Below are 19,701 nucleotides of genomic sequence, written 5' to 3'. Positions count from 1 at the left end.
GGCTACGCCCCCCAAACCGTTCCTTGCAGGCCGGGCCGGTGCTTCGTCGTGCACATCACATCGCAACGCGGGTTTCGGCGCAGGAAATGGCGGGAAACAAGCGAGGTTCCACTGCACTTCGGGTACGCAGGACCGTGGATACGGTCCTGCGACCGTATCCCCTGGGGCTCCCCTCGGGGACCCCCTCCCAGAAGGACACGGGGACCGCGCCCTCCCGGTTCGAACCCTATGTCAACCGCATCGTCAACCGCTTCGCTCGGGCAGCCCCGGGAGGGTGACCTGGATGCGGCAGCCCCGAGCGGATTCGGCCACCCCGATCCGGCCGCCGTGGAGATCCACCGCCCAGCGGGCGATCGCGAGGCCCAGTCCCGTACCGCCGTCGCTGCCCGGGCCGTGCGGTGAGGGGGCCTGGCCCCGGTTGAACCGCTCGAAGACCCGGTGCCGCTCCGCCTCCGGGATGCCGGGGCCCTCGTCGAGGACCTCCAGGACCAGCGACTCCGGGGAGGGGCCGCGCCGGGCCAGCACCGTCACCCGGCCGTGCGGCGGGCTGTGCTTGACCGCGTTGTCGATGAGGTTGGCCACCACCTGGTGCAGCCGCTCGGCGTCCGCGTGCGCGGTGAGTTCCGGCGGCGAGACGTCCAGGTGGAGATGGACGTCCGTACGGGAGTGGTTGCCCGACCCCGACGACAGCCGGCGCTGCGAGGCGGCGAGATTGGCTTCTTTCAGTACGCCCGAAAGATACGGCCACACCTCGAAACGGCGGGCCCTGAGCGCCACCACCCCGTTGTCCAGCCGGGACAGGTCCAGCAGCGTCTCCACCAGCCGGCCGAGCCGCTCGGTCTGCTTCAGGGCCGTACGCATCGTCTCCGGATCGGCGGCGGACACCCCGTCCACCACGTTCTCCAGCACGGCCCGCAGCGCCGCGATGGGCGTGCGCAGCTCGTGGGAGACGTTGGCGACCAGCTCCTTGCGGTGCCGGTCCTCCGCCTCCAGGTCGTCCGCCATGCGGTTGATCGTCCGGGCCAGGTCGCCCAGCTCGTCCCGCCGCCCGGCGCCGCTCACCCGGCGCGTGTAGTCGCCGTGCGAGATCGACCGGGCCACCGCCCGCATCTCGTCCAGCGGCGCGGTCAGCCCGTGCGCCACGAACTGGGTGATCAGCAGCGTCGCGATCACCGAGAAGACGGTGATGAACTGGAACTCGGTACGGGTCCGCAGGGCCACGATCAGCAGCCCCGTCGTGATGAACACCGAGACCACGACGAGCGTGCCCAGCTTGGCCTTGATGGAGAAGGGCCGCACCCCCGACCCTGGTCGGGTCATGGAGCCGGGGTCTCCAGGGCGTACCCCACGCCGTGCACCGTACGGATCCGCTCGGCTCCGATCTTGCGGCGGAGCGCCTTGATGTGGCTGTCGACCGTACGGGTGCCCGAGGCGTCCGCCCAGTCCCAGACCTCGGCCAGCAGCTGCTCGCGGGAGAGCACCGCCCGCGGGGTGTTCGCCAGGCAGACCAGCAGGTCGAACTCGGTCGGCGTGAGGTGGACGTCCTCGGACCGCACCCGGACCCGGCGCTGGGCGTGGTCGATCTCCAGCTCACCGAGGCGCAGCATCCCGCTGCGGGGGGTGACGGCGGCCAGGGCGGCGCGTTCCACCCGGCGCAGCAGGACGTGCACCCGAGCGGCCAGCTCCCGCATGGAGAACGGCTTGGTCATGTAGTCGTCGGCGCCGACCCCGAGACCGACGAGCATGTCGGTCTCGTCGTCGCGCGCGGTGAGCATCAGCACCGGCACCGGGCGCTGCGCCTGCACCCGGCGGCAGACCTCCAGGCCGTCGAAGCCCGGGAGCATGATGTCGAGCACCATCAGGTCGGGCTGCCAGGCCTCGGCGGCGTCCACGGCCGCGGGCCCGTCCAGCGCGGTCTGCACCAGGAAGCCCTCCGCCCGGAGCCGGGCGGCAATGGCGTCGACGATCGTGGCGTCGTCCTCGACGACCAGCACCCGCCGCTGGGCCCCCGGGGTGGCCGCGACGCCGTTGTGGGTGGTGTGTGTCTGTTCCATCGCCCCGCCCCTGCCCGCTCTCGCGGGGGGCCAACCCCCGTGAGGCACGGTCTTCGCTCGTGGATTTCGTGGGTGATCCCCGTGTGCCGCTCAGCAGCGTAAAGGCAGCGGAGGGCTCTCGGCTACGCAGGGTGTTGCCCCGAGGGTGCGGGAGCGGCCCGGCGGGGCGGCGGATCGTCGGCCTTGTGCCGCGATGACCGCCTCACCGCCGGGCCGGGCATACCGACAGGGGGTTCCGCGCCCCTTTCAGTAACTCTTCGATGCGAGATGGACCACGTCGGGCACACCTCGGGCAACAGCCACTTCTTCGGTCCGAACTCTGGTGAACCCGGCATTCCGCAACGCCCGTTCGAAGCTCGCCGACGGCTGCGCCGACCAGACCGCGAGCACCCCGCCCGGGGTCAGCCGGTCGAGACAGCGGGCCAGTCCGGTGGGGGAGTAGAGGCTTCCGTTGTCCTCCGTGACGGTCCAGTCCGGCCCGTTGTCGATGTCCAGGCAGAGCGCGTCGTAACGCTCCGTGGTGGTACGGAGGTGGTCGAGCAGATCCGTGTGGAGGATCTCGGTGCGGGGATCGGCCAGCGCCGCCCCGGAGATCCGGTCCAGCGGCCCGTGCCGGTGCCAGTCCACGATCGCCCGCTCCCGCTCCACGACCGCGATCCGCCCCCACCGCTCCTCCTCGGCCGCCCGCAGCAGCGAGAAGCCCACCCCGAGCCCGCCGATCAGCACGGAGGGGCCGGTCCGCCCGGCGGGCAGGGCGGCCAGGGCGGCATCGATCAGCAGTCGCTCGGAGCGTCCGTCGGAGGTGTCCATCAGGAAGCAGCCGTTGGCGATGATCTCGAAGTGCTCCCCGCGCCCGCGCAGGACGACCTCGCCGAAGGGGCCTTCGCGGCGGTCCAGGGTGACGGGGGCGGGCGGGATCATGGCGCAGGTGAAGGCGTCGGTGGCGTCGGTGCGGGGCTCCATGGGCCCGATTTTAGGAGCGTGGAAGCTGCGGCCCCAGGGAGATCACCTTCGCGCCCCGGCCGCCCCCTGCCGACCGGCCTCGGGGCGGGCCGGGGCCGGCCGCGGTCTCTCAGCGCTCCGGGCGGGGGCCGCGCAGCACCAGGAGCGCGGCCCCCGCCACGTACGCCGCTCCCGCCACCGCCCACGCCGCCGCCTGCGGCCCCGGCTGCATCGGCCAGGCCCAGTACGCCGCCGCCCCGCCCGGGGTCCGGGGGGCCGCCAGGTAGACCGCGCCCCCGTAGACCGTCATCGGCAGCCAGCTCGCCCGCGCCCCCAGGACCGTGGCCGCCGCGGCCGTCACCCCCGTCGCCCCCAGCACGTTGCGCACCATCGCCGTGGCGCCGAACTGCTCCGGCTGCCCCGGGACGGCGAGGGCGAGGGCCCCGGCGGCGAGTGCGGTGAGGGCCAGCAGACACGCCAGCCGCCGGGGCCACCAGCGGCGGACGGCGGTGCGGTCCAGCTCCTCGGTGTGCGAGAAGAACCCGGTGCCGATCGCGGCGGCGGCGAGCAGCGGGGCGAGCGCCTGCACCGGGACGCGCGCGGTGTGGTCGAACTGCGGTCGGCTCTGCAGCCAGTCGGCGGCCCACGCGGCGAGCAGGGCGACGCCCGCCAGCGCGGCCAGGGTCGCCGGGACGGCGCGGGAGCGCAGATAGAGGACGGGCAGCCTGCCCGGCACCGTCCGTACGGGGGTCGTCACAGCGTGGGCACCGCCTTCGGGTCGCAGCTGGTACGGGTGGCGAGATAGCGGCCGAGCCAGGCGCGGCGCTCGGTCCCGTCCATGGCCGTGAGCCGGTCCAGGTATCTGCCGCCCCGGTCGGGGTCGAGCCATGAGCCGCCCAGGGGGGCCAGCCACTGCGCCACGGCCTCGTCGGTCTCCCCCACGCGTGCGGTCGCGGGGTCCTCCGCCATGATCACGGCCAGGGGGCAGTCGCGGTCGGCGAGGCGGGCGGCCGTCTCCCAGGCGTACGCGGCGGGGTCGGTGAGCCTGCCGCGCGCCACGGTCCAGCCGAGGGACGAGACGGGCAGCCGGGCGGTGTCGGGCGGGAGCCGCCGGTCGTCGGGGGTCTGGACGTACCGCCGGGGCGCCCCCGGAACCCCGTCCAGGCGGGAGAACAGCCCGGTCAGCGCGTCGGACACCTGGGGCAGCAGCGGGCCTTCCAGCGCGCTCACGCAGACCTGCGGCACCGCCTCCGTACAGATCAGCCGCTCGGCCGCCGGGTCGTCCCGGAACAGGTCGTCGCCGCTGCTCACGACGAGGGGAGCCAGAAGGGCTGCGACCACCAGCGGTACGAGGGCGAACAGCCGGCGCCGGGCCGCGTACCCGATGACCAGGGCGAGCACCGGGGCGCCCGCCCAGACCACCATCGCGGGCACGAACCACGCCACCGGCACCCGGCCGACCAGGTAGTACTGCTCGGCCGGGTTCAGGAAGCGGAGGTCGGAGTCGGAGTACGAGGGGATGCCGAGGGCGAGGTACGTGGCCGCCGCGAGCACCGGCGCGGCCAGCCGCCACCGCCACAGGCGCCCGACCACGAACCCGGCGAACGCGGCACATACCAGGAACCACGCGTCCACGGCGATCAGCCCCGCCGAGGGCCCGCCCGCCCCGGTGTACGGCCAGGTCGCCGCCAGCACCCCCACCACGGCCAGCAGGTGCCCGACGACGGCCCACAGCGCCACCGGCAGGGCGGCCATCACCAGCTGGGCCGGGCGCCCACGAGGGACCGTGAGCCACAGGGCGGTGGTTCCACGACGGTGATCCCTGCCTCCCTGCCAGCACCCGGCGGCCGCGACCAGCGGCCCGCCCAGCAGCGTGGCGCACGAGTGCAGCAGCCCTTGCGTTTCACCCCAACTTCCCTGCCACTGAACGGCCTTGCTGATCATCGGCACAGCGATGGTGAGGGCGACGGCCGGGGCGGTCCAGGGGGCGATCCCCCGTCTCAGCTCGGCCCGGAAAGCCGCCCGGGAGGGGTGACGGACGGGGGGTGGGGTGGCGGTCCGGGCGGCGGGCGCCTGGTCCAGCGTCTCCGTCATGCCCCCGCCCCCGTACGGTGTGCGCGCAGGGCGGCGGTGTAGCCGCGCTCGATCGGGTTGCCGCCGAGCCCGTCCGCCGCGTCGCCCAGCCCGACCAGGTCGGCGGTCGTGCCCCGGTAGGCGATCCGGCCCGCTTCGATCAGGGTCACGTCCGTGCAGGCGGCGGCGACGTCCTCGACCAGATGCGTGGAGACGATCACGGTGGAGGTGCGGCCCAGCTCCCGCAGCAGGGCACGGAACTCGACGCGCTGCTCCGGGTCGAGACCGGCCGTCGGCTCGTCCAGCAGCAGGAGTTCGGGCTCGTTGACGATCGCCTGGGCGATGCCGACCCGTCGCACCATGCCGCCGGAGAGCGTCTTCACCTTGGCGTCGATCCGGTCGCCGAGACCGACCCGGTCCACCGCGCGTTCCACGGCGGCGGCGACCCCCGCCCCGTCCATCTCCTTGAGCCAGGCCACGTAGCCGACGAACTCGCGGACCGTGAAGCCGGGGTAGTGGCCGAACTCCTGCGGCAGATAGCCGAGGAGGCGGCGTACAGCGGCCCGCTCGCGGTGGTCGGCCCCCGGGCCGACGTCCCGGCCGAGCAGCTCCACACGCCCCGCGTCGGGGGCCGAGACCGTGGCCAGTACCCGGATGAGGGAGGTCTTGCCCGCCCCGTTGGGCCCGAGCAGCCCGTGCACACCCCGAGGGAGGTCGAGGTCCACGGCGTCCAGGGCGGTCTTCCTGCGGTGCCGGACGGTCAGCCCGGCGACCTTGGCGGTCACGGTGTCTCCAGATGGTCGAAGGATCGGCGGCGGGCGGCGAGCAGCAGCGCGCACACCAGGGCCCCGGCGGCCCAGCCGCTCTGGACGGCGGGCCCGGAGAAGTACGGGGAGGCCCCCGCCGCCAGCGTCGCCCCGGCAGGGCCGCCGACGGTGGCCGGGGCGACGACGAACACGGCCCAGGCCCCTCCGACGGCAGCCGCCCCCCGGCGGCTGCCGACGAAACTGCCCAGCGCGAGCGCGGCGAGCGTCAGCGCCAGCGCCGGCAGCAGCCAGGCGGCTGCCCCCGGGCCGCCCGTCGCCGGGGGCAGCACCGCCCCGGCGAGCGTCAGCGCGGGGACGCTCACCCCGAGCACGGCGGCGGCCCGTACCAGCAGCAGCCGCAGCCCGCCGGACGGGGTCGAGGTGATGACCTCGTACAGCGGATCGGCGTGCCGCCCGTACGACAGGGCGACCCCGGCGAGCGGCAGCACCGGCGCCGTCACCAGCAGCAACGGCCGTACGGAGGCCCCGAGCCCGGCCCCGTACGACAGCGCGAGCGCCCCGAGGGCGACGACGACGAGCGCCACCGGCCAGGCCCCCCGCAGGGCGGGCCCCGCCGCCCAGAGGGCCCGAGCAGCCCGCGGCAGCCGCGGCGGCACCCCCGTGGCTGCCGCGGCCGTGCTGGGGGCTGCCGGGGTGCGGGCGTCGGCAGGTGGGTAGGCGGTGGGGTCCGCGCCGGAGCCCGGGGCCGCGGCGGGCCGGGCGGCCGTGGGCGGGCTCGCGGCGGTGCCCACAGCGGGGGCTGGGCTCGCGTCGGAGCCTGGGGCCGCGTCGGCGTACGCGGGCACCGCCCGCGCCACCCGCTCCAGCACCGCCGACCGGACACCGGCCAGCAGCGCGCCCGTCTCCGGGGCCGTCCGGACCGCCGACGACACCAGGGCCGCGCAGGTGCCGCACACCTCGACGTGCTTCTCCAGGGACCAGGCGTCGCTCTCGGCAGCCGTACCGGCCGCGTAGCGCCCGGCCAGCTCGCCGTCCACGTGCCAGCCGGGACCCCGGCCCCGGCGTTCCCGGCTCATGCCGTACCTCCCAGGGCTTCGCCTTCCGGCGCCAGCCGCTCCAGTGCGGCCCGCAGTTCCCGCCGGGCCCGCATGGCGCGGGTCTTGACCGTGCCCTCGGGGATGCCGAGCAGCGCCGCGGCCTCCCTCGTGGAGAGCCCGTCCACGACCGTGGCGCGCAGGACCTCGCGCAGCTCCGGGGAGATCCCGGCCAGCGCGGTGCCCACGTCCCCGTACTCCAGGCCTGCCAGCACCCGGTCCTCGGCGGAGGGCGCGAGGGCCTCCGGGGCCGGGCGGAGGGGAGCCGGGGGCCGGTCCGCGCGGCCGTCCGCCCGCAGGGCGTCGACGAGCCGACGCGAGGCGATCACCCACAGCCATCCGCCGACCTGTGCGCCCCGATGCGAGGCGGCGGAGCGCCACACGGTCACGAAGGTGTCCTGGAGTACTTCGCGTACGGTCTCCGCGTCCGCGCACCGCCGGGCGAGCCGGGCGTGCAGCCACCCGGCGTGCCGGTCGTAGAGCGCGCCGAGCGCGTCCGTGTCGCCGCGTGCCACGGCGCGGACGAGTGCCGCGTCATCTCTCTCCGTACCGTCATCCCGGTCCTCCCCCACAGGGCGCAACAGCCTCACACCCTCCCTATCGCCCGCCGGACCGTATCCGGTTCACGCGGCGGGGAAAGAGGCAGGCGGGAGGGGGCCCGGGAACAGCGCAGCGGGAACAGCGCTTCTCCGGTGCGCGCTCCCGAGGGTCCCGCGCGGTGGCCATCCGTCGATCGCTCAGAGCGAACACCGCCAGGGGAACATTCAGCGGCTCATAAGCATTGAGCCCATGTAGCTCAACTTGCCTGCCGAAGGGGAGATCATGACTAACGAGTCCAAGGCGTTCACACCGATCGACCTGCCCGTGCTGCCGCTCGACGACGAGGTCGTCCTGCCCGGCATGGTGGTGCCGCTGGACCTGTCCGACGCCGAGGTGCGCGCCGCCGTGGAGGCCGCGCAGGCGGCTGCCCGGCCCGAGGGCGGCAAGCCCGAGGTGCTGCTGGTCCCGCGGATCGACGGGACGTACACGGGGACCGGCGTCCTCGGCACCGTCGAGCAGGTCGGACGCCTGAGCGACGGGGACCCCGGCGCGCTCATCAGGGCTCGTGACCGGGTCCGGATCGGGGCCGGGACCAGCGGCCCGGGGCGTGCGCTCTGGGTCGAGGGGACCGTGATCGACGTCGTCGTGCCCGATCCGCTGCCCGGGTCCGTCGCCGAGCTGGCCAAGGAGTACAAGGCGCTCGCCACCAGCTGGCTGAAGAAGCGCGGCGCCTGGCAGGTCGTGGACCGGGTCCAGCAGATCGACGACATCTCCGCCCTCGCCGACAACTCCGGATACTCCCCGTTCCTCTCCACCGCGCAGAAGGTCCGGCTCCTGGAGACCGTGGACCCGGTCGCGCGGTTGAAGCTCGCCATCCAGTGGCTGGGCGAGCACCTGGCCGAGCAGGATGTGGCCGAGTCCATCGCCAAGGACGTCCAGGAGGGCGTCGACAAGCAGCAGCGCGAGTTCCTGCTGCGCCGCCAGCTCGATGCCGTACGCAAGGAGCTGTCCCAGCTCAACGGCGACCCGGAGGACGAGTCCGACGACTACCGGGCCCGTGTGGAGGCCGCCGAGCTGCCCGAGCACGTCCGGACGGCGGCGCTCAAGGAGGTCCAGAAGCTGGAGCGGGCCAGCGACCAGTCCCCCGAGGGCGCCTGGATCAGGACCTGGCTGGACACCGTCCTCGAACTCCCCTGGAACGAGCGCACCGAGGACGCCTACGACATCCGGGGCGCACAGGCCGTCCTGGACGCCGAGCACGCCGGTCTCGCGGACGTGAAGGAGCGGATCACCGAGTACCTCGCGGTGCGCAAGCGGCGCGCCGACCGGGGGCTGGGGGTCGTGGGCGGACGGCGCGGAGGTGCCGTGCTCGCTCTCGTCGGTCCGCCCGGCGTCGGCAAGACCTCACTGGGGGAGTCCGTCGCGCACGCCATGGGCCGCAAGTTCGTCCGGGTCGCGCTCGGCGGGGTCCGGGACGAGGCGGAGATCCGCGGCCACCGCCGTACCTACGTGGGCGCCCTCCCCGGACGCATCGTGCGGGCGATCAAGGAGGCCGGTTCGATGAACCCGGTCGTCCTGCTCGACGAGATCGACAAGGTCGGCTCCGACTTCCGGGGCGACCCCGCCGCCGCCCTCCTCGAAGTCCTCGACCCGGCCCAGAACCACACCTTCCGCGACCACTACCTGGAGGTCGAACTCGACCTCAGCGACGTCGTCTTCCTCGCCACCGCCAACGTCCTCGAAGCCATCCCGGAGGCCCTGCTCGACCGCATGGAGCTGGTCCGGCTCGACGGCTACACCGAGGACGAGAAGGTCGTCATCGCCCGGGACCACCTCCTCCCGCGCCAGCTGGAGCGGTCCGGCCTGGAGAAGGACGAGGTCACCCTGGAGGAGTCCGCGCTGCGCAAGCTGGCCGGGGAGTACACCCGCGAGGCGGGCGTACGGAATCTGGAGCGGTCCATCGCGCGGCTGCTCCGCAAGGTCGCGGCCCAGCACGAACTGGGCGACCGTGAGCTGCCGTTCACCGTGACGGACGAGGATCTGCGCGGCCTGATCGGGCGGCCGCACCACGTGCCCGAGTCCGCCCAGGACCCGGCCGAGCGCCGCACCGCCGTGCCGGGCGTGGCCACCGGGCTCGCGGTGACCGGGGCGGGCGGTGACGTCCTCTTCGTCGAGGCGTCCCTCGCCGACCCGGAGACCGGGGCCTCCGGACTGACCCTGACAGGTCAGCTGGGTGACGTCATGAAGGAGTCCGCCCAGATCGCGCTCAGCTTCCTCCGCTCGCACGGCGCGGAGCTGGAGCTTCCGGTCGGTGACCTCAAGGACCGGGGCGTGCACGTCCACTTCCCGGCGGGCGCGGTCCCCAAGGACGGCCCGAGCGCGGGCATCACGCTCACGACCGCGCTGGCCTCGCTGCTCTCCGGACGGCTCGTCCGCACGGATGTGGCGATGACGGGTGAGGTATCGCTGACCGGCCGGGTGCTGCCGATCGGCGGGGTCAAGCAGAAGCTGCTGGCCGCCCACCGCGCGGGCATCACCACCGTGGTGATCCCGCAGCGCAACGAGGCCGACCTGGACGACGTCCCGGCCGAGGTGCTGGAGAAGCTGGACGTCCACCCGGTCACCGATGTCCGCCAGGTGCTGGAGATCGCCCTCGCCCCGGCCTCGGCCCCGGCGGAGGAGAGGATCCCGGCCGCGGCCTGACCGCCACGCAGTGACGGGCGCGGCATCAGGTACGCGGCCGGTACGGACGGCCCGCTCCCCGGGGCGGGGGCGGGCCGCTTCGCGTTCGTCCCGCGGCCGTACGTGGGCGGGCCGTCCCGCGACGGCGGACGGCCGGCGGTGCTCAGGGGCGGTAGATCGTGCCCGGCTCCGGCACCGCCGGGGCCATCAGCTCCGGGACGGTCACGAAGGTGTAGCCGTCCTTCTGGAGCGCGTCGACGATCCCCGGCACGGCGGGCACCGTGCCCGGGTAGATGTCGTGGAGCAGGATGATGCCGTCCTTGCCCGCCTGGTCCAGGATCCGCCGGGTGATCAGCGCGGAGTCGTTCGTCGAGTAGTCCTTGGCGGTCGCGCTCCACAGCACCTGCGAGAGCCCCAGCTCCTTGCTGATCCCGGAGACCTGGTCGTCGGTGCGGCCCTGCGGCGGGCGCATCAGCCGGGGCCGCTTCCCGGTGATCTTCTCGATCGCCTCCTGCGTCTTCTCCAGCTCGGCCCGTATCACCTCCGGCTTCTCGTCGGTGAGGATCTTGTGCGTCCAGGTGTGGTTGGCCACCTCATGGCCCTCGTCCTGGATACGCCGCACGGTCTCGGGGTGCTTGAGGACGTGGTTCTTGCCCAGCAGGAAGAAGGTCGCGGAGACCTTCTTCTCCTTCAGGATGTCCAGCAGCTCCGGCGTGTCCTTCCCCGGCCCCGCGTCGAAGGTCAGGGCTATGCACTTCGCCTTGCGGCAGTCCGCACGCCCGAAGGACCCCTTGGCCTCGGCCGCCGCGTCCTGCCGTGCCGAGCCGGGAGCCGTCGTCTCCATCGAGCAGCCGGAGAGCGCCAGTGTGAGCGTCGCCACCAGAGCGGCGGCCAACCCGCCACCGAGCACGGACATCTTCTTGGGCATGGCGGACACCACTCCTCTGCGCGGACATATCCGCACAGGTGTGCGGTACGCCGAGGACTATACCCAACATGTATACGTCGAGTGCATAGTGGGGCAGGGCGCCCCGGAACCCCGGCGGCCCGGGGAGGGGCACCGAGGCCGGAGCGCGAGCGGTCGACGTCGGCTGCTGTCTGCTGTCTGCCGTCAGCCGGCGCCTACGGCACGGCCCAGCCCACCGCTGAAGCGGTTGTGGGCGCCGACGATCAGGCCCCTCGATGTGTGTACTGCCACACCGTGGGGACGGGCCGGCAGGCGGCCCACCGGCCCCTCGCGGTGCAGCGGACCGCGTCCCGGCCGCTGCGCGCCCGGTAGGCGGTGGTGAAGCCCCGCATCCGGTTCACCATGGCGGCCCTGCTGAGCCCGTAGCCCCGGGCACCGTACGGGTTGCACTCGCCGTCGAGCCCGCCCGGCAGGGTCTTCCCGTCCCGGGGCCGACGGAAGGGGGCCTGGCCGCCGCCGTTGGTCTGCTCCTGCGAAATACTGGCCCAACTGCGGCGTTGACCGGCCGTGGAAGAGGCTTTCATCGGCAGGAAACCGTACGAGGGGTGCTGACGTGCACGGGAGCGAGAGCGCGCGGGAGCCGGGCGGGGCCGCCGGAACTGGCGTGGACCACGAGTTCCTGGCGCTGGAGCGCGAGTTGGCGGTCTTCCTGCGCCGGGCGCGGGCCAGTTCGGGGGAGATGGCCCGTGAGGTCCACCCCGAACTGGAGCCTGCTGCCTACGGGCTGCTCGTCCGCCTGGAGTCGGCGGGTCGGCAGCGGGCCACCGAGCTGGCGGCCTACTTCGGCGTCGGCAAGGCCACCATGAGCCGTCAGCTGCGGGCCCTGGAGGACCTCGGGCTGGTCGCCCGCGAACCCGATCCGGCGGACGGCCGCGCCTGGCTCGTCCAGCTGACGGACGAGGGCCTCGCCCGCTTCCGCAGCGTCCGCGACGCCCGGCGCGGGCGGTACGTCCGCAAGCTGGCCGACTGGGACCGGGCCGAGGTGGCCGAGCTGGCCCGGCTGCTGCACCAGCTGAACTCCCGCGCGGAGGAGTGACGCCCGGCAAGGCCGACGTCCGGTGGGCGGAACCCGGCGTCCCGCGAGCCCGGCGTCCCGCGAGCCCGGTGTCCCGCGAGCCCGGCGGCGTGTCGGCGCCCCGGCGTGCCGCGAAGCCGCCCGGCACCTCCCACCGGGCGCCCCGCCCCTACAGCTCCACGAACACCGCCGTCGCGTCGTCGTGCGTCTTGCTCCGCCGCAGCCGTACGCGCCCGGCCGCCGCGTCGGCCTCCTCCAGCTCCCGCACCCGGTCGATCAGCCCCCGGGGCCCCTCATTGCGCAGCAGCGCCGGTGTGGCCGCCCGGTCGCCCTCCCGGAACATCGCCGTCCACCGGTCCGCCCCGTCCGTCAGCGCGGTCAGCGACCGGACCCCGGCAGTCGGCACGCTGCCGGTCACCGCGCGTGAGGAGACCGTGGGGTCGGCAGCCGCCGTGAAGAAGCCGCCCTCCCTGTTCCGCAGTCGGGAGTCCACGTCCGCCGTGGAGGAGAGCGAGCCCGGCGGCAGCCGGTCGAGGCGGTCGTCCACCACCGCCCGGACCGTGCCGTCCGGGGCCTCCAGCAGGAGCACCGCATCGGAGAGGACCAGGTACTCGATCGCGTGTTCGCTCCAACGCGCCAGGGCCACGGTCGCCTGAGGCGTGCGCACGTGAGAAAGGTCACAGGTCGCCCGATGGGCGTCGGCGGTGCGCCGGATGGACGCCGACAGAATCTCGGCCAGATCCCGATCTCGCCGTGAGCCCGCCAGTTCCACCAGTGCGCCGCCCAGCCGGGCGGTGAACCAGGGGACGGTGTGCGCACAACCGTCGTCCCCCCGCGGCGGTGTCACGCCGTCGAGCACCACCACCACGCCTCCCTGGCCGGACGCGGGGAGGGCGGCGGATGCCCAGTCCTCGTTGGGGCGTTCGGGGTCGCCGGGGACGGTGGCGAGTTCGAGGCGCATGGGGCCAGTCTGCACGAGGTCTTCACCAGTCCCGCACGGGAGCGGTTTCCAGCCGTACCAGCAGGTCAACGCGGGCCCGGTGCGCGGAGCGCGGGGCTCCGGAGCGAGTGCGGGCGGGCATCTTGCCAAAGGCGGCGCCGAAGTTCCACCCCGCGCCCTACGCATGGTCAGAGGCGTCTCTGGGGAGACTTGTTCGCCAACTCAAGAGTGCGGTTCACTCGTTCGAGTGGCGGAGCGGTCGATGCGCGTCCCCCTCTCAAAAGCACTGGAATGGTCGGAAGCCGTACCAGGAGCGGGGGCCTTCTACGTGACCGAGCGTCACCTCTGCTTCAAGGGTGGACGAGTCGAGATTGCGAGCACCGGTGCAGAAGAAGCGGCCGCGGAGCCAGGGCAGCACGCGTGACGGTTCCGGGGCGAAGCCTCCGGCTCCGGTAGCCGACAAGCGGACCGTACGGGTACGGAGCCGGCTGGTCGCCGGGGTCGCCGTCGTCGGGATCACCGTCATCGCGGCGGGCGCCCCCGCGGCGCTCGGCGCCTCCTCCGATCTGGCCGAGTCCCAGCGGCTGGTGACCCTGTCCCAGCTGAACCGGCAGGCCGTCACCCTGGCGCACTCCCTGGCCGACGAGCGCGACGCCGTCACCGCGTACATCGCGGGCGGCCGGGCCGACGACGGCAAGGAGGGCGAGGAGGGCCGCCTCACCCGCACCACCCGCGTCGACCAGCAGATCGACGAGATCCACGGACCGGCTCCAGCCGCCCTGCGCCGAGACCTCTCCACCGTGCCCTCCCTGCGCCGAGACGCCCTCACCGGCAAGGGCTCGGCCCTGGAGGCCCACCAGGCGTACTCCGAGGTCATCGCCAAGCTGCACGGCATCGCCGCCGAGCTGGCCGAGAAGACCCCGCCGCGCGCGGCCGAGGCCGCCCGCGCCCCGCTCGCGCTCGGCGGCGCCGCCGAGCAGGCCTCCGCCACCCGCGGGCTCCTCCTCGCCGCCCTCGCCGTGCCGAGCCCCGAGCCCGCAGTCCCGCAGATCGACCCCTTCACGGGGCTGCCGGTCGAAACCCGGGACGACGAGGCGAAGCGGGCCGATCGCGACCGGGACGCGCTGAGCGCCGCCGCCCAGCAGGCCCGGGTCCGGGAGCTGGCCTCGCTCGCCGCGTTCGACCAGGCGGCGAACCCCGTCGCCCGCGACAAGCTCGCCGCCACCGTCACCGGCCCCGAGGTCAACAGCGCGGAGAAGTACCTCACCCGCCTCACCGACCGCCCCGAACTCTCCGCGAGCGAGCGCAAGACCGACGCCGCCAAGCTGGAGGCCGCGCTCTCCGCCCGCATCGACCGGATGCGCGGGGTCGAGTCCGCCCTCGCCACCAGCCAGGTCCAGCGCCTCGAAGGCATCCGCGACGACGACGTCACCGCCCTCGAACTGAGCATCGCCCTGCTCGGCGGCTGCTTCCTCATCGCCGTCGGCGTCTCCACCGCCGTCGCCCGCACCCTCACCCAGCCGCTCGCCGTCCTGCGCATCGGCGCCGCCCGCCTCGCGGAGGACCCCTCGAGCGCCGACCCGGTCCGCTACACCGGCCGCAACGACGAGTTCGCCCAGGTCGTCCGGTCCATGAACACCCTGCACGCCAAGCTGACCGGGCTGCACCAGGAGTTCACCGGTCGCTTCGAGAGCCTCGGCGCCGAGCGCGCCGAACTCCTCGCCGGCCGCGAGGCGCTCACCCTCCAGCGCGCCGAACTCCAGGTCCAGGCCGCCGAGCTGGCCGCCCAGCTGGAGCGGCTGAAGAACACCGTCCACCACACCTTCGTCAACCTCTCCCTGCGCAACCTCGGCCTCGTCGAGCGCCAGCTCGCCGTCATCGAGAGCCTGGAGGAGCGCGAGCAGGACCCGGAGCGGCTCGCCACCCTGTTCAAGCTGGACCACATGGCCACGGTCATGCGCCGCCACAGCGAGAACATGCTCGTCCTCGCGGGCGCCGAGCACGGCCACGGCCCCACGGGCCCGGTCCCGCTGGTCGACGTGGCCCGCGCGGCCGTCAGCGAGATCGAGCGGTACGAGCGGGTGACCATCCAGTCCCTGCCCCCGCACGCCCAGATCGCCGGGTTCGCCGCCGACGACCTCAGCCACCTCCTGGCCGAACTTCTGGAGAACGCCACCTCCTTCTCCCCGCCGGACTCCCATGTCGAGCTGTCCGGCTGGCTGCTGGAGAGCGGCGAGGTGATGCTCTCCGTGCAGGACGCGGGTATCGGCATGTCGAGCGTCCGGATGGGCGAGCTGAATGCGAGGCTGGCTGACCCGGCCTCCTTCGAGGAGGGGGAGCAGAGCGCGGACGGGGCCGGACTCGGGCTCCAGGTCACCTCGTTGCTGGCCGCCCGGCACGGCGTGCGGGTCCAGCTGCGCGAGCAGAAGGGGAGTGGAGTGACGGCTGTCGTCGTCCTGCCGCAGACCCTCCTGCCCAACTCGCTGCCCGCCTCCTCGCCGCCCGCCGTGTACCTGCCCGGCGAGGCGCCCACGCTCAACCTGCCGGGTTCGGTGGCCGAGGCCAACTCCAACGCCCTGCCGAGCCGTACGCCGACCCTGCCGCCGACCGCTCCGACCGCTCCGACCGCTCCGGAAGCCGGGGCGGAGGCAGAGAACGCCACGGCGCCCGAGCAGGCCGTCGAGCCGGGCCCGGACGCGGCCGGGGCCACGCCGGGCGATGCGGAGACCACGGCACCTCTGCCCCTCGTCGACCCGATGATCGCCGCCGCCGAGCGGGCGATCCGGGAGGCCGCCGCACAGGAGCCCGCACCCGCCGAGGGGCCCGGAGCCGACGCCGTACCGCAGCAGGAGCCGGTACCGGAGCCGGGCACGGACGCAGACGCGCCCGCAGCCGCCGGCAGGGAGCCCGCGTCGGCCGACGATCCGGTTGCCGAGCCCGCCGCCGAGGCGACCGTGGAGTCGGACCCCGAGATCACGATGCAGGTCCGCCTGCCGAAGCCCCCGGCGGAACCGGCGTCGGCCCCGGCCCCGGCCTCGGAACCGGCCCCGGCCTCGGAGCCGGCTGCGGCTCCCGAGGCCCCCGCCCCCGACCCGTACGCCATCGGCCCCGACCGGCACGAGCGTCCCGCCGAGAGGGGGCCGGGCGGTCAGGAGCCGGACGGTTCCGCCTTCCGCCCCGGGCCCCGCGCCGAGGCCGCCGCCCCGGAGCCCCGGGCCCAGGCCGCCGCGGAGACCGTGCCCGGCCCCCGGAGGCCGGAGGAGCGGCGGGTCACCGACAAGGGGCTGCCCAAGCGCACCCCCAAGGTGGTCCGGCCGGAGGGCACCCCCACCACCGGGCGCACCGGCAGCCTCGACAAGGAGGACCTGCGCCGCCGGCTTGGCAGCTTCCACCAGGCGGCGAAGGACGGGCGGCGCGATGTCGAGGCCGAGATCGCCGAGTCCACCGGCTCCATCGCCCTCGCCGACCGCGCAGGCGACCGAGAGGCCGACCGCGGAGGCGTGACCAACGGGCGTCCGGGGCACGAGACCACCAGCGCCACGAACACCACGAGCACCACAGGCACCGCACACGACACACGTACCGAGCAGACCGGCGGCCGCGCGGCGGACCACCGGAACGGAGAGACGGGGGACACAGTCGAGGAGGCACGCAGTTGACTGCGCCCAGCACGTTCGGGCTGAGCACCGAGGCCCGGAACCTTCACTGGTTGCTGAGCAATCTCGTGGAGGAGGTGCCAGGGGTCCACTCGGTCACCGTCGTCTCGTCCGACGGGCTGATGCTGCTCTCCTCCGACCCCGGCCACCACGCGGCGAAGGCGGCGGGGCCCTCGGACGGACCCAAAGGGTCCAGTGCCGACCTGGCCACCATCGTCTCCGGGATCGGGTCGCTGACCGTCGGCGCCGCCAAGCTGATGGACGGCGGCGGCGTCAAGCAGACCATGGTCGCCATGGACGAGGGCAGCGTCTTCGTCATGTCGATCAGCGACGGCTCCCTCCTCGGCGTCCACGCCACCCCTGACTGCGACATGAGCGTCGTCGCGTACCACATGGCCCTCTTCGTCGGCCGGGCCGGACACGTCCTCACCCCCGAACTCCGCAGCGAGCTGCGCAAATCGATGGAGAGTGCCCAGTGACGAGTGCCGCAGCCGAGCCCGCCCCCCGCCTCCCCGTCCGCGGGGCCGACAAGCGCCCCGCCCGGGTCCGCCCGTACTCCCTCACCGGGGGCCGCACCCGCTTCGGGCACGTCCTGCTCGTCGAGACGTTCGTCGCCGCCCTCGACGCACCCGAGGAGCGCCGTGAGCTGACCAACGGCAACCTGGCCTCGCGCGTCATGCCGGAGCTCCAGGCCATCGTCGAGATCTGCCGCCGGATGCGTACGGTCGCGGAGATCTCGGCCCTGTTGAAGATGCCGCTCGGAGTCGTCCGGGTGCTGCTCAGCGACCTGGCCGACCAGGGAAAGATCCGCGTGTACGGAACCGGTCACGGAACCGGCCAGCCCGACCGCGCACTGCTCGAAAGGGTGCTCAATGGACTCCGCCGTCTCTGAGGCGCCGCTCTTCGCCCCCCGCCAGCCGGGGCCGCTGGACCAGCCGTCCTGTCCCCGGGACCAGCTGGAGGAAGCCCTCCAGCCCTGGCAGCTCGACCACACCCGCGCGCCCACCGCGACCAAGATCGTGGTGGCGGGCGGATTCGGCGTGGGCAAGACCACGTTCGTCGGCTCGGTCTCCGAGATCACCCCGCTCCAGACCGAAGCGCTGATGACGCAGGCCAGCGAGGAGACCGACGACCTCTCCGCGACGCCCGAGAAGACCACCACGACGGTGGCGATGGACTTCGGCCGGCTCACCCTGGACGACGACCTCGTGCTGTACGTCTTCGGCACCCCGGGCCAGCAGCGCTTCTGGTTCATGTGGGACGACCTGGTCCGCGGCGCGATCGGCGCGATCGTCCTGGCCGACACCCGGCGCCTGGAGGACTGCTTCCCGGCGCTCGACTACTTCGAGAGCTGCGGGCTGCCGTACATCGTGGCGGTCAACCACTTCGAGGGCACGCCCGGTTACGAGGCGGAGGACGTCAGGGAGGCCCTGACCGTACCGCCGCAGGTGCCGATAGTGATCATGGACGCGCGCAACAGGATCACGGTCGTCGAGTCGCTGCTGGCCCTGGTGGGCCATGCTCTCGACGTCACCCCCGCCTGAGAACGCGTACACCGCCCCGATCACACACAACGGAGAGTCGCGATGCGGAAGATACTCATAGTCGGAGCCGGGCAGTCCGGGCTCCAGCTCGCCCTGGGGCTCCAGTCCAAGGGCTACGAAGTCACCCTGATGTCCAACCGCACCGCCGACGAGATCCGCACCGGCCGGGTCATGTCGACGCAGTGCATGTTCCACACCGCGCTCCAGCACGAGCGGGACTACCAGCTGAACTTCTGGGAGTCCCAGGCCCCGAAGATCGAGGGTCTCGGCGTCTCCGTCGCCGCCCCCGACTCCTCCCGGGCCGTCGACTGGGTCGGCAGGCTGGACGGGTACGCCCAGTCGGTCGACCAGCGGGTGAAGATGGCCGGCTGGATGGAGACCTTCGCCCAGCGCGGCGGGCAGCTCGTCATCCACGGGGCGGCCGTCTCCGACCTGGACTACTTCTCCCGCACCTACGACCTGGTGATGGTCTCGGCGGGCAAGGGCGAGCTGGTCTCCATGTTCGGCCGGGACGCGGCCCGTTCGCCGTTCGACGCCCCGCAGCGCGCGCTGGCCGTCGCCTACGTCCACGGGATGGGCCCGCGGCCGGAGCACCCGGAGTACGACGCGGTCCGGTGCAACCTGGTGCCGGGCGTCGGCGAGCTGTTCGTGATGCCCACGCTCACCACCTCCGGCCGCGCCGACATCCTCTTCTGGGAGGGCGTCCCGGGCGGCCCGCTCGACGCCTTCCAGGGAATCAAGGACCCCTCCGAGCACCTGGCGAAGACGCTGGAGCTGATGGAGAAGTTCACGCCCTGGGAGTACGCCCGCGCCACCAAGGTCGAGCTGACCGACGCCAACGGCACCCTCGCGGGCCGCTACGCCCCCACCGTCCGCAAGCCGATCGGCCGGCTCCCCGGCGGCGGCCTGGTCCTCGGCGTCGCGGACGTCGTCGTGGCCAACGACCCGATCACCGGCCAGGGCTCCAACTCGGCGTCCAAGTGCGCCAACTCCTACCTGGACTCGATCATCGAGCACGGCGACAAGGAGTTCGACGCGGCCTGGATGCAGTCCACCTTCGACCGCTACTGGGAGACCGCCCAGCACGTGGTGAAGTGGACCAACGCCATGCTGGGCGTCCCGCCGGAGCACGTGCTGAACCTGATCGGCGCCGCCGGGCAGCTCCAGCCCGTCGCGGACCGCTTCGCCAACGGCTTCAACGACCCGGCGGACTTCGAGAACTTCTTCTTCGAGCCGGAGAAGACGCAGGCGTACCTGGCCTCGGTCTCCGGCGGCCGGTAGGGGCCTCATCACCCCGCCGTCCCGGGGGGGGGGGGGGGGGGGGGGGGGGGGGGGGAGGGGGGGGGGTGGGGGGGGGGTGGGGGGGGGGGGAGGGGGTGGGGCTGGCAGGCCCGCCGGGCGGGCCGATGGGCAACGTCCCGGAGGGA

Annotated in this window: 18 protein-coding genes; 7 read left to right on the top strand and 11 right to left on the bottom strand. The window is 73.7% G+C overall.

The window, feature by feature from the left end; all coding sequences use genetic code 11:
* Window positions 1–243 precede the first annotated feature (243 nt).
* The 8 genes from AC0682_RS05160 to AC0682_RS05125 form a co-directional block, all read right to left on the bottom strand.
* Entirely contained in the window at window positions 244–1,320 is a 1,077-nt protein-coding gene (locus AC0682_RS05160) for a HAMP domain-containing sensor histidine kinase (RefSeq protein WP_254811682.1), read from the bottom strand.
* Entirely contained in the window at window positions 1,317–2,054 is a 738-nt protein-coding gene (locus tag AC0682_RS05155) for a response regulator transcription factor (RefSeq protein ID WP_254811681.1), read from the bottom strand. The genes AC0682_RS05160 and AC0682_RS05155 overlap by 4 nt, the downstream gene beginning before the upstream one ends.
* Window positions 2,055–2,300: 246 nt before the next feature.
* Window positions 2,301–3,017, bottom strand: a complete 717-nt coding sequence (locus tag AC0682_RS05150) for a spermidine synthase (RefSeq protein WP_478530998.1) — start codon at window positions 3,015–3,017, stop codon at window positions 2,301–2,303.
* Between the two features lie 109 nt (window positions 3,018–3,126).
* Complete coding sequence (locus AC0682_RS05145; protein ID WP_478530996.1) at window positions 3,127–3,753, bottom strand: hypothetical protein; 627 nt, start codon at window positions 3,751–3,753, stop codon at window positions 3,127–3,129.
* Window positions 3,750–5,090, bottom strand: a complete 1,341-nt coding sequence (locus AC0682_RS05140) for a hypothetical protein (RefSeq protein ID WP_478530994.1) — start codon at window positions 5,088–5,090, stop codon at window positions 3,750–3,752. The genes AC0682_RS05145 and AC0682_RS05140 overlap by 4 nt, the downstream gene beginning before the upstream one ends.
* Entirely contained in the window at window positions 5,087–5,854 is a 768-nt protein-coding gene (locus AC0682_RS05135; protein ID WP_478530992.1) for an ABC transporter ATP-binding protein, read from the bottom strand. The genes AC0682_RS05140 and AC0682_RS05135 overlap by 4 nt, the downstream gene beginning before the upstream one ends.
* Entirely contained in the window at window positions 5,851–6,912 is a 1,062-nt protein-coding gene (locus AC0682_RS05130; RefSeq protein ID WP_478530991.1) for a zf-HC2 domain-containing protein, read from the bottom strand. The genes AC0682_RS05135 and AC0682_RS05130 overlap by 4 nt, the downstream gene beginning before the upstream one ends.
* Complete coding sequence (locus tag AC0682_RS05125) at window positions 6,909–7,520, bottom strand: RNA polymerase sigma factor (protein WP_478530989.1); 612 nt, start codon at window positions 7,518–7,520, stop codon at window positions 6,909–6,911. Before AC0682_RS05125 ends, AC0682_RS05130 begins: the two co-directional genes overlap by 4 nt.
* Window positions 7,521–7,752: 232 nt before the next feature.
* On the opposite strand from AC0682_RS05125, the gene lon reads away from it, so the two are divergent.
* Window positions 7,753–10,173 (top strand): endopeptidase La, encoded by a 2,421-nt coding sequence (lon, locus tag AC0682_RS05120; RefSeq protein WP_478530988.1) that lies wholly within the window; start codon window positions 7,753–7,755, stop codon window positions 10,171–10,173.
* Between the two features lie 142 nt (window positions 10,174–10,315).
* On the opposite strand, the gene AC0682_RS05115 is transcribed toward lon, so the two are convergent.
* Both AC0682_RS05115 and AC0682_RS05110 read right to left on the bottom strand, forming a co-directional pair.
* Window positions 10,316–11,080 (bottom strand): polysaccharide deacetylase family protein, encoded by a 765-nt coding sequence (locus AC0682_RS05115; protein ID WP_478530986.1) that lies wholly within the window; start codon window positions 11,078–11,080, stop codon window positions 10,316–10,318.
* A gap of 242 nt (window positions 11,081–11,322) precedes the next feature.
* Window positions 11,323–11,643, bottom strand: coding sequence for a hypothetical protein (locus AC0682_RS05110; protein ID WP_478530985.1), 321 nt, complete (start codon window positions 11,641–11,643; stop codon window positions 11,323–11,325).
* Window positions 11,644–11,672: 29 nt separating this feature from the next.
* Here AC0682_RS05110 and AC0682_RS05105 point away from each other — a divergent pair, with 29 nt between their 5' ends.
* Window positions 11,673–12,155 carry a MarR family winged helix-turn-helix transcriptional regulator gene (locus AC0682_RS05105; RefSeq protein WP_478530984.1) on the top strand — a complete coding sequence of 161 codons (483 nt, stop codon included), beginning with the start codon at window positions 11,673–11,675 and terminating at the stop codon, window positions 12,153–12,155.
* A gap of 148 nt (window positions 12,156–12,303) precedes the next feature.
* On the opposite strand, the gene AC0682_RS05100 is transcribed toward AC0682_RS05105, so the two are convergent.
* Entirely contained in the window at window positions 12,304–13,095 is a 792-nt protein-coding gene (locus AC0682_RS05100) for a hypothetical protein (RefSeq protein WP_478530983.1), read from the bottom strand.
* A gap of 362 nt (window positions 13,096–13,457) precedes the next feature.
* On the opposite strand from AC0682_RS05100, the gene AC0682_RS05095 reads away from it, so the two are divergent.
* The 5 genes from AC0682_RS05095 to AC0682_RS05075 are packed head-to-tail and all read left to right on the top strand — an operon-like array spanning window position 13,458 to window position 19,555.
* Window positions 13,458–16,733, top strand: coding sequence for a sensor histidine kinase (locus AC0682_RS05095; RefSeq protein WP_478531104.1), 3,276 nt, complete (start codon window positions 13,458–13,460; stop codon window positions 16,731–16,733).
* Entirely contained in the window at window positions 16,730–17,209 is a 480-nt protein-coding gene (locus AC0682_RS05090) for a roadblock/LC7 domain-containing protein (RefSeq protein WP_478530981.1), read from the top strand. Before AC0682_RS05095 ends, AC0682_RS05090 begins: the two co-directional genes overlap by 4 nt.
* On the top strand, window positions 17,206–17,622 hold the full coding sequence (locus tag AC0682_RS05085) for a DUF742 domain-containing protein (RefSeq protein ID WP_478530979.1): 417 nt from the start codon (window positions 17,206–17,208) through the stop codon (window positions 17,620–17,622). Before AC0682_RS05090 ends, AC0682_RS05085 begins: the two co-directional genes overlap by 4 nt.
* Window positions 17,603–18,274 (top strand): GTP-binding protein, encoded by a 672-nt coding sequence (locus AC0682_RS05080; RefSeq protein ID WP_478530978.1) that lies wholly within the window; start codon window positions 17,603–17,605, stop codon window positions 18,272–18,274. Before AC0682_RS05085 ends, AC0682_RS05080 begins: the two co-directional genes overlap by 20 nt.
* A 42-nt stretch (window positions 18,275–18,316) precedes the next feature.
* Window positions 18,317–19,555, top strand: a complete 1,239-nt coding sequence (locus AC0682_RS05075; RefSeq protein ID WP_478530976.1) for a styrene monooxygenase/indole monooxygenase family protein — start codon at window positions 18,317–18,319, stop codon at window positions 19,553–19,555.
* The last annotated feature ends 146 nt before the right edge of the window (window positions 19,556–19,701 follow it).

This window comes from Streptomyces sp. NPDC043746 (assembly GCF_056436485.1).
The sequence above is the reverse complement of the archived record's forward strand: the minus strand, read 5'-3'. Positions and strand labels throughout refer to the sequence as shown.

What these genes read in the sequence shown, in the direction of transcription:
- AC0682_RS05160 (WP_254811682.1), bottom strand. Translation starts at nt 1,320, where the DNA reads ATGACCCGACCAGGGTCGGGGGTGCGGCCCTTCTCCATCAAGGCCAAG.
- AC0682_RS05155 (WP_254811681.1), bottom strand. Translation starts at nt 2,054, where the DNA reads ATGGAACAGACACACACCACCCACAACGGCGTCGCGGCCACCCCGGGG.
- AC0682_RS05150 (WP_478530998.1), bottom strand. Translation starts at nt 3,017, where the DNA reads ATGGAGCCCCGCACCGACGCCACCGACGCCTTCACCTGCGCCATGATC.
- AC0682_RS05140 (WP_478530994.1), bottom strand. Translation starts at nt 5,090, where the DNA reads ATGACGGAGACGCTGGACCAGGCGCCCGCCGCCCGGACCGCCACCCCA.
- AC0682_RS05130 (WP_478530991.1), bottom strand. Translation starts at nt 6,912, where the DNA reads ATGAGCCGGGAACGCCGGGGCCGGGGTCCCGGCTGGCACGTGGACGGC.
- lon (WP_478530988.1), top strand. Translation starts at nt 7,753, where the DNA reads ATGACTAACGAGTCCAAGGCGTTCACACCGATCGACCTGCCCGTGCTG.
- AC0682_RS05115 (WP_478530986.1), bottom strand. Translation starts at nt 11,080, where the DNA reads ATGCCCAAGAAGATGTCCGTGCTCGGTGGCGGGTTGGCCGCCGCTCTG.
- AC0682_RS05110 (WP_478530985.1), bottom strand. Translation starts at nt 11,643, where the DNA reads ATGAAAGCCTCTTCCACGGCCGGTCAACGCCGCAGTTGGGCCAGTATT.
- AC0682_RS05100 (WP_478530983.1), bottom strand. Translation starts at nt 13,095, where the DNA reads ATGCGCCTCGAACTCGCCACCGTCCCCGGCGACCCCGAACGCCCCAAC.
- AC0682_RS05080 (WP_478530978.1), top strand. Translation starts at nt 17,603, where the DNA reads ATGGACTCCGCCGTCTCTGAGGCGCCGCTCTTCGCCCCCCGCCAGCCG.
- AC0682_RS05075 (WP_478530976.1), top strand. Translation starts at nt 18,317, where the DNA reads ATGCGGAAGATACTCATAGTCGGAGCCGGGCAGTCCGGGCTCCAGCTC.